At 66.6% G+C, this 11,504-nt stretch carries 15 protein-coding genes; 11 read left to right on the top strand and 4 right to left on the bottom strand.

The window, feature by feature from the left end:
- The coding region (locus G6016_RS12075) for a bile acid:sodium symporter (protein WP_182632890.1) at positions 1-685 on the top strand (685 nt) is incomplete at its 5' end.
- Here G6016_RS12075 and G6016_RS12070 read toward each other — a convergent pair.
- Entirely contained in the window at positions 643-1,233 is a 591-nt protein-coding gene (locus tag G6016_RS12070) for a VanZ family protein (RefSeq protein WP_380023128.1), read from the bottom strand. The two genes, G6016_RS12075 and G6016_RS12070, sit on opposite strands and share 43 nt — an antisense overlap.
- Before the next feature lie 221 nt (positions 1,234-1,454).
- On the opposite strand from G6016_RS12070, the gene G6016_RS12065 reads away from it, so the two are divergent.
- From G6016_RS12065 to G6016_RS12045, 5 genes are all read left to right on the top strand, one after another.
- Positions 1,455-2,051, top strand: coding sequence for a TetR/AcrR family transcriptional regulator (locus G6016_RS12065; RefSeq protein WP_182632889.1), 597 nt, complete (start codon positions 1,455-1,457; stop codon positions 2,049-2,051).
- Positions 2,048-3,658 carry an MFS transporter gene (locus G6016_RS12060; protein WP_182632888.1) on the top strand — a complete coding sequence of 537 codons (1,611 nt, stop codon included), beginning with the start codon at positions 2,048-2,050 and terminating at the stop codon, positions 3,656-3,658. Before G6016_RS12065 ends, G6016_RS12060 begins: the two co-directional genes overlap by 4 nt.
- Positions 3,659-4,575: 917 nt before the next feature.
- Positions 4,576-4,866: a hypothetical protein gene (locus G6016_RS12055; RefSeq protein ID WP_182632887.1), complete on the top strand. Its 291-nt coding sequence runs from the start codon at positions 4,576-4,578 to the stop codon at positions 4,864-4,866.
- Positions 4,867-4,943: 77 nt separating this feature from the next.
- Positions 4,944-5,135: a hypothetical protein gene (locus tag G6016_RS12050; protein WP_182632886.1), complete on the top strand. Its 192-nt coding sequence runs from the start codon at positions 4,944-4,946 to the stop codon at positions 5,133-5,135.
- Positions 5,136-5,211: 76 nt separating this feature from the next.
- Positions 5,212-5,763: a GNAT family N-acetyltransferase gene (locus G6016_RS12045; protein WP_182632885.1), complete on the top strand. Its 552-nt coding sequence runs from the start codon at positions 5,212-5,214 to the stop codon at positions 5,761-5,763.
- Between the two features lie 214 nt (positions 5,764-5,977).
- Here G6016_RS12045 and G6016_RS12040 read toward each other — a convergent pair whose 3' ends face one another.
- Entirely contained in the window at positions 5,978-6,391 is a 414-nt protein-coding gene (locus G6016_RS12040) for a MarR family winged helix-turn-helix transcriptional regulator (protein ID WP_182632884.1), read from the bottom strand.
- Between the two features lie 109 nt (positions 6,392-6,500).
- On the opposite strand from G6016_RS12040, the gene G6016_RS12035 reads away from it, so the two are divergent.
- Positions 6,501-7,745: a cytochrome P450 gene (locus tag G6016_RS12035; protein ID WP_182632883.1), complete on the top strand. Its 1,245-nt coding sequence runs from the start codon at positions 6,501-6,503 to the stop codon at positions 7,743-7,745.
- 203 nt (positions 7,746-7,948) lie between these two features.
- On the opposite strand, the gene G6016_RS12030 is transcribed toward G6016_RS12035, so the two are convergent.
- Together G6016_RS12030 and G6016_RS12025 are read right to left on the bottom strand one after the other, a co-directional pair.
- The gene (locus G6016_RS12030; protein ID WP_182632882.1) at positions 7,949-8,284 is read right to left on the bottom strand and encodes a branched-chain amino acid transport AzlD family protein; all 336 of its coding nucleotides are present in this window, start codon (positions 8,282-8,284) and stop codon (positions 7,949-7,951) included.
- Positions 8,281-9,051 carry an AzlC family ABC transporter permease gene (locus G6016_RS12025; protein WP_182632881.1) on the bottom strand — a complete coding sequence of 257 codons (771 nt, stop codon included), beginning with the start codon at positions 9,049-9,051 and terminating at the stop codon, positions 8,281-8,283. The genes G6016_RS12030 and G6016_RS12025 overlap by 4 nt, the downstream gene beginning before the upstream one ends.
- An 85-nt stretch (positions 9,052-9,136) precedes the next feature.
- Between G6016_RS12025 and G6016_RS12020 the strand changes: the two genes are divergently transcribed.
- The 4 genes from G6016_RS12020 to G6016_RS12005 all read left to right on the top strand — a co-directional run bounded on the left by G6016_RS12020 (position 9,137) and on the right by G6016_RS12005 (position 11,473).
- Entirely contained in the window at positions 9,137-10,003 is an 867-nt protein-coding gene (locus G6016_RS12020; protein WP_182632880.1) for a helix-turn-helix domain-containing protein, read from the top strand.
- Between the two features lie 319 nt (positions 10,004-10,322).
- Positions 10,323-10,565, top strand: a complete 243-nt coding sequence (locus G6016_RS12015; protein WP_182632879.1) for a hypothetical protein — start codon at positions 10,323-10,325, stop codon at positions 10,563-10,565.
- Positions 10,566-10,643: 78 nt separating this feature from the next.
- Positions 10,644-11,072, top strand: a complete 429-nt coding sequence (locus G6016_RS12010; RefSeq protein ID WP_182632878.1) for a VOC family protein — start codon at positions 10,644-10,646, stop codon at positions 11,070-11,072.
- Positions 11,069-11,473, top strand: coding sequence for a VOC family protein (locus G6016_RS12005; RefSeq protein ID WP_206682309.1), 405 nt, complete (start codon positions 11,069-11,071; stop codon positions 11,471-11,473). The genes G6016_RS12010 and G6016_RS12005 overlap by 4 nt, the downstream gene beginning before the upstream one ends.
- Positions 11,474-11,504 lie beyond the last annotated feature (31 nt).

Below are 11,504 nucleotides of genomic sequence, written 5' to 3'. Positions count from 1 at the left end.
CGCGGGTTTCCTGTTCCTCACGCTGGTCCCGTCGACGGTGCAGTCGTCGATCACGTTCGTCGCCATCGCGCGCGGCCACGTCAGCGCGGCGGTCGTGTCGGCGTCGGTGTCGAACCTGCTGGGCGTCTTCATCACGCCGCTGCTGGTGTTCGCGCTGATGACCACCGACGGCTCCGTCACCATCACGTGGGGCTCGGTCGGCAAGATCGCGCTGCAGTTGCTGTTGCCGTTCATCGTCGGCCAGATCTTCCGCGACCGCATCCTGCCGATCACCTCAAAAATCAAGCGGCTGGCGCTATTCGACAAAGCCGTGATCGTGCTGATCGTCTACGCCGCATTCTCCGAGGGCGTGGCCGAGGGCATCTGGACGATGGTCGGCGTGCCGCAGGTCCTCGGCCTCGTGGGGGCGTGCATCGTCCTGCTGGCGGTGGTCCTGAGCCTGACCGAGCTGGCCTCGCGCGCGCTCGGTTTCGACGACCGCGACAAGCGCGTCGTCCAGTTCTGCGGCTCCAAGAAGTCCCTGGCCACGGGCCTGCCGATGGCGGCGGTCCTGTTCGTCGGCCAGCCAGTCGGACTGCTTGTCCTGCCGCTGATGATCTTCCACCAGATCCAGCTCATCGTCTGCGCGTGGCTGGCCGGCCGCTACGAGCGCGCCGCGGGAGAGCCGGACGCAAAGGTCGCCTGACCAGCGCCGACCGCAGACTTCATCACGCCCGGCTCCACCACACCGGCCTCCACCACCTTGTCGGGATCGCCGAGCCGTGGCCCGAGCACCACCAGCACCGCGAACACCGCAGCGGCGACCAGCGCCAGCCCGATCCACACCGGGTAGAGCCGCCGCCCGCACAGCCGCGCGATCACCGCGCCGACCAGCGCGCCGGCGGTGTTGAACAGCAGGTCGGAGACGTCCGAATGTCCCAGGGCCAGGACGTATTGGAGGGTCTCGATCGCCGCGCTCAGGGTCAATCCCACGACGACGACGAGGCCAACCGCCCTCCGACGATGCTCCAGCAGGATGTACGTCACGATCCCGATCGGGATGAAGAAGGCCATATTGCCGAGGTAGTCGAACAGCGGCCCGAACCAGGTGGGCGAGTCCCGATAGAGGGCCAGTGGCATCCATTCGATCGAGCGTCCGCGTTGGGATTCGGGTCGCCACAGCAGACCTATCACGAAGAACGCCTTGAGCATGGTCAGCGCCACCACCACGGCGCCGTAGCCGACCAACGCCACGGCCGCACCTGCCCTGACCCGCCCCGCTACCCCACCCGTGACCCGATCAGTCGCACTGCCCCGGGCGCTCTTCGATTCCCTCATGGCGTCAGTACTACCAGGTCGGGGTGCTGATTCCCGGCTCCCCACAATTGCTGTACGTTTGTACGCGTACATTTGTACAGCAGCGTTTCGACATCGAACTTCGAACACCCACTCGGCCGAGACCTCAAGGAGCCCTCATGAGCAGCCCCGGACGCACCCGCGATCCCGAGCAGCGCATCCGCGATATCGGCCGGGCCGCTGCCGAGCTGATTGCCGAGAGCGGCGTCAGCGCACTGACCCACCGCGCGGTCGCCGCCCGCGCCGGCGTCGCCGTGGGGACCACCACCAGGTATTTCTCCACGATCGATGACCTGCGCAGGCGCGCGCTCGAATATCTGGCCGCAGAGGTCGAGAACGACCTTGCCCAGCTCGCGGAGGATCTGGCTTCGGCCCCCGACCCGGTCGCCTTCCTGATCTCGGCTGCCCGTGAGGACCTGGCCGATGTCCGCAAGGTTCAGGTCGAAGGCGCGCTCGTCTACGCCGGCTTGTTCGAGGAGGACCTCCGCGAGTTGAGCCTGCGCTGGTTCACCGGTCTCACCGAACTCCTCACCCCCTACTTCGGTCGCACCCGCTCCGAGTCGCTGGCCATGTGTCTGGACGGCGCCACCATCTACACCGCGTTGACGGGCACCCCACCGACCATCGATCTCCTCGAGGTCACCATCCGCGCGATCTCGACCATGCCCGTCGAGATCCAAACCTCCGGCACCCCGGACGAGGACTCCCCCGCATGAGCGACACCGCCGCACCCACACCCTCGACTCCCACACCCGCCGCACCCGCCCCGAGCGGCCCGAGCGGCCCGCAGGCCGACCCTCACATCCTCGGCTCCTACGATCCGTCGCGCCGCTGGCTGGGCCTGGCCACGCTGACGTTCTCCCTGCTCGCCATCACCACGGACATGACGATCCTCAACGTGGCCATCCCCCAGATGGCCGCGAATCTGCAGCCCACGGCGTCGCAGCAGTTGTGGATCATCGACGCGTACTCGCTGGTCATGGCCGGTCTTCTCATCTCCATGTCGTCGATCGCCGACCGTTGGGGACGCAAGCGCATGCTCATGCTGGGCTACGTACTCATCGCGCTCGCTTCGGTGCTGGTGCTGTTCGCCCACTCCCCCGGCTTCGTGATCGCCCTGCGCGTCCTGCTCGGCGTGGGCGCGGCCATGGTCATGCCGTCCACCCTGTCGCTATTGCGGGTCACGTTCACCGACACTCGCGAGCGCGCCACCGCGCTCGCGGTGTGGGCCGCGGTCGCCGGGATCGGCGCCGCCGTGGGGCCGCTGCTGGGCGGATTTCTGCTGGAGACCTTCGACTGGCGGGCCGCGTTCCTGGTCAGCGTGCCGATGATGGCCATCGCGTTCGTCAGCGCCATATTCACCATCCCGGAGTCTCGTGTTCCCGAGCCCGGCCCGTGGGATCCGTTCGGCGCACTGCTCACGTTGCTCGGGATGACCACGAGCATGTGGGCCATCAAGCAGTTCAGCGAGGAGGGCTCGTTGACCTACCTGCCTGCCTGGATCGCCTTCGGCATCGGCGTCACCGCGATCGTGGTGTTCGTGCGCCGGTGCCTGAACTCGGATGCTCCCCTGTTGGACGTCACGATGTTCCGGCACCGCATCTTCTCGGCGGGCGTCCTGGCAGCGCTGATCGCGAGCTTCTCCATGTCCGCGGGCCTCCTGCTGCTCGCGCAGTGGCTCCAACTGGTCAACGGGGCGAGCGCCTTCGAGTCTGGCCTCCAACTCATGCCGCTCGCGCTGGCCGCCGCCGTCACCTCACTGCTGGCACCGGTGCTGTCCGAACGGATCGGGATGCGGGCCACCATTTTCCTCGCTCTGTTCATCGCTGGCGCCGGGATGATGGTCCTAGGTGTCCGCGGCGAGAACCTCGAGCTGACCTCGGTGTTCATCTCGCTGGCCCTAATCGGCGCCGGCATCGGAGCGCTTGCCCTGGCCTCCTCGATGATCATGGGCGGTGTCCCGCGGTCCAAGGCCGGCAATGCCGCCGCAATGGAGGACACCGCCTACGAGTTCGGCGCGGTGCTGGGCATCGCGATCCTCGGGTCGCTGGCCTCGTTCCTGTACCGGCGCGAGATCGGCATTCCGCCGGAGACACTCGCCATGGGTGCCGACGCCACCGACGCTGTTCGCGACTCCCTCGGCGGCGCGGTCGCGGTGGCCGAGGCCGCACACCTGCCCGACCTCACGGCGCGTGCCGGCGACGCCTTCACCTCCGGCATGGGGCTCACCGGACTCATCGGCGGACTGGCCCTACTCGCCTTCGCCTTTGTCGTGTTCTTCCTGACCCCGAAGGGCACGATGCTCGGAGACCTCGAACACTAGAAACCCGGCCGCGGACGACGCTCGGACTCGTCGTCCGCGGCCACCCGGGCCCACTCCCGCCTCCACCGCAAAGTGATCTCCGACACACTATCGTCATCAATCAGAATTTCTGCATGTTCATGCTGATACGACAGTCTTCAGGGCCGCACCATGGACAACCTGTGCATATCAAACGAATTTCATGCAAAAGTCGTTATCGCAGGTGACACCGCTCAGAATTCCCCAATTCGCTTAGCCATCGAAACAGAGCCATCCGCTATTGCTCAGCCTTAACGTTCTCTCCGCGCGGGCCGCCTAGCCCGCGTATCGGTGGGATTTTCCGCCGCCCGAGCCGCGTACGAGGAAAGGCGAGTAGGTGAGCAAAGCAGCGTCGTCGACCACGCTCTGCCCTCTGCCCGTCACTCTGCTCGTCTTTGTCGGCCTCGCCGCCCTCGGATTCTCGGGAGGCGCAGGTACCGCTCTCGTTATGGGTCCTGCCGTCGAGCCCTCCGCCCAGGAAGAGTCGGCTTCGCTGCCGGCACCCAACCAATTCGGTCTGTCGAGCGCCGACACACCGCCCCAGTCCGAGGACCCATCGGCGGGGAACTCGTCATCACCATCAACCTCTACGGCGGCTATCCGCAGTTCAGAGGCGTCGAGTCCAACCAGCGACACAGAGACAGCTCCGCAATCCGGATCAAGTCGTCCCGCCACGTCTGCGGACACGTGGGTTCCGCAGGCCCCTGCCAGGCAGGCCAATCCGAATCACTATCGACCGGCCCCTGCCCCGCAGCCAGCACCGCAACCAGCTCCCCCGCCACCAGCACAACCTGCTCCACCCGCAATCAACATCCCGTTGTTGCCGGTGAATCCACCACCAGTCGTCGAGCCAAAGCAACTCACCTTCGGCTGACGTTGACCTACCGAAAGGACCTCAAGTGGGCATTGAACTAATTCTCATTCCAGTCGGCATAGCCGTTACCAATGCTTTAGCAGGCGCTGGCGTCATCCTGACGGCAGCGCCGGCGGCCGTCGGTGGCACCGCTCTCGCGACCGGGGCCGCAGCGTTGGCTGGCACCGGTGGCGCGATTGGTGTCGCCACGAACCCCTTTGTTGCAGACGGCTTCAATTCCGCATCTGCCGACACCTACAACAACACGATGACCGGTGCGACAACGTTCTTGAACGGACTCGATGTGCCGTTCATTCCTCAAATGAACCTGAACTGACGCACCGCACTTCCCGTTTCCGTTTCCGTTAGCCGTGCGCTGAAAGATTTCGGCGCTCCCTCAAGGAGTTAGACCACATGCCCCAGGGAAACATCTACTTCCACGAATTCATCAATCTTCTCGCAATCGGTGCCGGAATCGCCCTCGCCGGCGTCGGTTCCGTCGCTGGGGCGAATCACCTCAGCGCCCAGCCACTTCCTCCCCACCTCGAAGATGGGTTGCGCGACTTTCTCAATAACAATTTCGGCCAGTTCGGTGTAAACGTCTGAATCACTTCCTCACCGCAAGCCCCGCCTGAGCCCAACCACATTGGGCAGCGGCGGGGTTTGGTGCTTCAATATCCCGATGACCAGCGTGACCTACCTGCAGCAGACCTCGGCCGACCAGCTCCGGCCCTCTGCCCCGGCCGACGTGACGATCACCCGCGTCTTCCCCGCCGAGCCCGAGTTCAACGCGCGGATGTACCGCGAGGTCGGCGCCGACTGGAACTGGGTCGACCGCCTCGACTGGTCCGCCGGCCACTGGGCCTCATACTGCTCCGACCCCTGCATCAGCACGCTGCGCGCCACCGCGGACGGCGAGGCCGTCGGGTTCGCCGAACTGCGCATGAGCCCCTGCGACCCGGCCGAAAGCCCCAGCGCTGCAGATCCCAGCGCACCCGACGGCGTCGACGTGGAGATCGTCTACTTCGGCATCCTGCCCGCCCACACCGGCCGTGGCCTGGGCGGATGGTTCCTGTCCGAGGTCTGCCGCATCGCCTGGAACGTCCCCGGCTGCCGCCGCGTCTGGCTGCACACCGACCGCGCCGACTCCCCCGCCGCCATCCCCAACTACACCGCGCGCGGCTTCACCGAATTCCACCGCGCCGACGCCGGCTGCGCCACCTGCACCGCCTGATCGAGCACCCACGACCGAGCACCGCGCGGCCGTCGACGCCACCGCCCACCACCTGCCCGCCGCCCCACCGTCGGAGCGGCACACGACGTCACCGGTGGCCGAGGTGAAAATAATCGGGACGACGACGACGTCGTCGTCGTACCCATCGCCCGAAGGGCACTGCCCGCGGTGACGTTTCGGACTCGCGCCACCACCCACCGCGACCTGGCGCCGATCACTGCATGGGCAACCGGCTGAGCGCGCGGCCGGACATCCGGGAAACGAGGCGCTCGGACATGGCGCCGAAGGTTTGGAGCTCCGCGTCGTCGAGGCCCTCGAACAGCCACTCCGCCAGCGCAACTCGCGCCGACACCACCTCATCCACGATTCTCCGCGACTTGTCGGTGAGCGTGATCAGGCGGACCCGGCGGTCCTCCGGCGACATCTTGCGCTCCACGTGACCACCGGCCTCCAGGCCGTCCACCAGTGCGGTCACCTGACGCGGCGAACAGTCCAGGTACATGGACAGTTCCACCTGCTTGCACTCGCCCTGCAGACCGAGCACGAACAGCAGCTCCAGGCGCGGCACGGTGAGACCGTAGTTCGCCGCGGCGCGCGCGATCGAACCGGACATCTGATCAGACAGCATCAAAGCTCTGTCAAGAATCTCACTCGAAGATAGTGCCACGTGTATATCGTTACCACTATTCACGGTTTTGGTCCCGTCGGGGGAGGCGGGCCAGTAGGTAGGAGGAACCATGGACGTGTCGATTCCAGAGGGGTTCGACTTCACCGATCCCGAGTTGTTCGAAAAGCGGCTTCCGCACGATGAATGGCGTCACCTGCGCCAGACCGATCCGCTTCGCCGCGTCGAGAAGCAGCCCGGCATCGACGGATTCGACGACGACCACTACTGGCTCGCCACCAAGCACGCCGACGTCAAGGAGATCTCCCGGATCACGGGGGAGAAGTTCTCCGCCGGCGAGAACACCATGATCCCGCGGTTCGCCGAGGGCACCGATCGCGCGATCATCGAGGCCCAGCGCGAGATGCTGGTCAACGAGGACGGCGAGATCCACAAGAAGCACCGCCGCATCATCTCGCGCGGGTTCACCCCCCGCGGCGTGGCCGGCATGCGCCCCGAGCTCGCCGAGCGGGCCCGCAAGATCGTCACCGAGGCGGCCTCCGGGAACGCCGACGAGTTCGTCACCGCCGTCGCCTCCGAACTGCCGCTGCAGGCCATCGCCGATCTGCTCGGGGTGCCGCAGGAGGACCGCCACAAGATCTTCGAGTGGTCCAACACCATGACCAGCTACGACGCACCCGGCGGCATGGATCTCGCCGCCGTGGCGTCCATGCAGCTCATCGAGTACTTCCACACGATGGCCGTGGACCGCGCCGAGAACCCGCAGGACGACATCGTCTCCAAGCTCGTCCAGGCCGACGTCGACGGTGAGCACCTCTCGCCCGAGGAGTTCGGCTGGTTCGTCACACTGCTGGCGGTCGCCGGCAACGAGACCACCCGCAACGCCACCACCCACGGCATGGTCGCGATGCTCGAGAACCCCGACCAGTGGGAGCTGTTCAAGTCCGAGCGGCCCGAGACCGCGTACGACGAGATCCTGCGGTGGGCCTCGCCGATCACGCAGTTCCAGCGCACCGCGACGGAAGATGTGGAGATCGGGGGAGTGACCATCCCCGCCGGCGACCGAGTGCTGTTGTGCTACGGCTCCGCGAACTTCGACGAAGAGGTCTTCGAGGACCCGTTCACCTTCAACATCCTGCGAGACCCCAACCCGCACGTCACCTTTGGCGGCCAGGGCCCGCACTACTGCATCGGCGCCAACCTGGCCAAGATGCAGCTGGAGCTGATCTTCAACGCGATTGCCGACCACCTGCCGGACCTGACCGCGCTCGGCGAGCCGACACGTCTGCGGTCCGGCTGGCTCAACGGCCTCACCGAGTGGAAGGTTGACCTGGGCACCTGCCCCGTGGCGAGCTGACCTCGCTGGCGCTGGTGGCGCCGCTTGTGGCGCTAGTGACGCTAGTGCCGCTGGTGGCGCTGGTGGCGCTGGTGGCGCCGCGCTTCAGGCCCGGCCCGAAGGGTATGCATCCTTTTGGCCGGGCCTTTCGCGGCTTGTGCACCCGATTCGTGCCCGCTGGGAAGCGCAAGCCCACAAGGATGCGCGAGTCCGGCCACCCGAGCTCACCCCAGCCAGGCCTGGAGCAGCATAAACGTCGCCGTCCCCAGCACGATGCTGATCGCGGCCCGCCGCCACGCCAGGTGCGCGCCGAGGGTGATCGCCAGCGCTACCGCAGCCGGCAGCCAGGAGCCGAGTTCCGTGGTGGTGTCGCGCAGGGTGTAGACCACCAGCACCACCATCACGCCCGCGGGCATCGTCCGTCCCAGGTAGCGGACGACTTGTGAGTCCCGCAGCCGGGTTAACGCGACGAACGGCGCGGCCCGCAACGCGACGGTCACCAGGAACATCACGCCGAGTCCGGCCAGCAGGTAGCCGGTCGACGGCACGGGGGCGGTCATCGGCTTGCCTCGCCGGAATCGGAAGCGGAATCAGAGCCGAAGCCGGAGGCGTGATCGGATCCTGAGCCGGCACGCGGCTCGTTTTTCGAGGTCCACGCGAACCGGGCGAGCAGCACCAGCACGAAGGCCACCAGGCCGACCAACATCATCTGATCCGGTGCCAGCCATGCAGCCGCCAGTCCGCAAAGCAGTCCGATCACCGGCGCCGGCAGGTCGCCGGATGCGCGCCAGGCATCCACCGCGAGCACCGCGAACAGTGCGGTCAGGGCGAACTGGAGCCCGTCCAAGCCCGGTGGGAGTGCCAGCCCAATCAGGCCGCCCACGATTCCCGGCAGTACCCACAGCGACTGGCAGGTCACCGCGATAGTCAGCGTCCGCGGGCCGCTCATCTCGGCTCGGCGCTTGGTCGCGGTGATCGCGTACACCTCATCGGTGAGCGCATAGATGGAATACGCGCGGCCGAGGCGTGAGCGGATCGACTCGATGGGAAAGCTCAGGCCGTAGAAGACGTGCCGGAAGTTGACCAAGAATGTCGCCGCTGCCAGCGAATACAGGGGAGTGGCAGCACTCAACATGCCGATGGCCAGGAACTCCATCGATCCCGCGTAGATGAGGATCGAGAAGACCGGCGCCCACCACCAGTCGAATCCCGCCTGGGTGATGAGGACTCCGAACGCCAGACCCAGGGGAACCAGGCCGAGCCCGACGGGCGCGGCATCCGCGAGACCCTTGCGGATCTCGGCACTGGTGGAGGGGGCATTCGACACGCCGGGCAGTCTATCCAGCGCCCAGTCTGGCCCACCCCCGTCAAGGGTCTTCCGCCCCTGTGCTGATCAGGGCACACTCGGAGCCATGGGCACGGCGACGTCTCACGTCCCGCCGGGGATCCGACAGGTGTTCCGGTATTCCGTCACCGATTCCTCCCCGGCGAGCACGCGCACGCCGCACCGAGGACTTCCGTCCACCACCCTGACGCTGGTGTTTGCCACCGACGCCCCGCTGCTGTGTTCGTACGACCAGCGCGAATGGGCGTCAGGGGAGGGCGTCACCCACAACGTGTGCCTGGGCGCGTTCCACCTTCAGCCGGTCTACCTTCACCGCCCAGACCGGCAGGAGGGGGTCCAGGTCGCGGTGCATCCCCTGGCCGCGCGTCAGCTCTTGGGGTTGCCGGCGGCCGCACTGACCGAGCTCACCCAGGAAGGCGAGGACGCCATTGGCGTCGAGATGAGGCACCTGTTCGCCCGCGTCGCCTCCGCCTCACCGGCCGACCACTCTGACCTGGTCGCAGACGGACTTCGCGGCCTCGCCGACCGCAATGCCAATCGATCCGGCCCTCGGCGCGAGGTCGCCGGGGCGTGGTTGCTGCTCGAGCGGTCGGGCGGCCGGATGGGCATCACCGATGTTGCCGACCAGGTGGGACTGACCACCCGTCACCTGTCCACTCTGGTAAAGGCGGAACTGGGGATCGGGACCAAGCAGCTCGCGGACCTGTTCCGCTTCGAGGCCGCGCACCACAGCGTGGTGTCAGCCGTCGACGCCGGGAATCCACTTCGGCTTGCCGACATCGCGCACGCCCACGGATACGCCGACCACGCCCACATGGACCAGGCCTATCGCCGCTACACGGGCACGTCACCGACGGGCTGGCTCTCCGACGAGGGGAGACGCTCGGCCGGCACGGACCGCTCTGGCGGCGACGCCAGTCTCGTTGAGCAGTAGGCGAACACGGCCGAGCGAGTTTCCAACAACTATTCGCCGAGTTTTAAACAACTCCAACAACTCGTTGACCTGCACAAACAACGCGTTCGTGGACGCCCACAGCCTCCCAGATCGACATAGTTGTTTGAAAGTTGTTTGAACAACTCCGCAACAACTCGTCGCTATCGCGAAACCGATCCTCGAGGCCACCCCGCCGACGCTGCCCAGGCCCGAGACCCCTCCGCGGCCCAAACGTTGTCAACATTTCTCCTCAACGCCATATGAACTATTCGGGCACCGTCGTACGGTCTAAACACCAACGCCTGCACGAGGAGTGACCATGACCACGCCGTCCGACGCCTCCATGCCCTCGCCGAAGTTCCCCTGGAACGCCTTCGTCCGCAATGTCGTGATCGCCGCGGTGATCGCGCTGCTGATCGGCCTGCTCTGCTACTACTTCCTGGCCGAACAGACCTGGGGCGAGGCGGCGGTGTCCTCTCTGCCGTGGATCGTGCTCGCCATCGTCGGCACCGTGATCGGCCAGGGGATCGCGCACCACATGAGCGTCCGAAGCGTCCGGTAACCCTGCGGCCCCACTCCCGAGACAAGGCCTTCCGAAATATCCAAGACCCGCGCGCTCTCCACGACGAGACTCAGCAGCATGAGTACACACACCCCCGGCACCCCGCCCGCCCCGACCGTCTGGCACTGCTTCCGGTGCAACGACGCCCGCACGGTGATCGACTGGCTCGTCGAGTCACTCGGTTTCATCGAAACGTTTTCCCACTCCGAGGACGGGCAGGTCGCCCACGCCGAACTCCTCTGGCCCGAGGGCGGGGGAGTGATGTGCGGCGACCGCCGGCGCGATGAGAACGATCCCCACGCCACGCCGGTCGGGAGTGGGCTGGCCTTTCTGGTCACGGCCGACGCCGACGCCGTCTACGAGCGCGCGAAGGCCGCCGGCGCCGAGATCGTCCAGGAACTCCACGAAACCGACTACGGCGACAACGGCTTCTCCGTCCGCGACCCCGAGGGCAACGTGTGGTCTGTCGGCGAGTACCGCGGCCAGCCCGCGCCAAACCTGTCATGACCAACAACACCCCGTCCCACTCACGCCGCGTCCGACCCCAACCGATGCTCGTGGTCGCCGACGTCCCCGCCACAAGCCGCTGGTACCAGCAGGTTCTGGGTGCGGTCAGTGGTCACGGCGGCCCGGAGTACGAGCAAGTACTGGTCGACGACGACATCGTCCTGCAGCTGCACACCCGTGACGGCGACTCCGAGCACGGACCACTGGCCACCCCCGAGGTACCCGTCGGCAACGGAGTGGCCGCATGGTTCGAGGTCGACGATCTCGACGCCGCGAATGACCGGATCGCCGAGTCTCGAGCGCATGTCGAATGGCCACTGCACGTCAACGATCTGGCGCACCACCGCGAGATCTGGCTGCGCGACCCGGACGACTTCCGCGTGATCCTGTCCGGGAAGTAGCCCCGTCCCCGCCGCAGCCCCTGCCCCGCCG

Source organism: Dietzia aerolata, assembly GCF_014144865.1.
Classification (GTDB): Bacteria; Actinomycetota; Actinomycetes; order Mycobacteriales; family Mycobacteriaceae; genus Dietzia; species Dietzia aerolata.
Note: the sequence above shows the minus strand (reverse complement) of the source record. Positions and strands in the feature narration are given on the sequence as shown.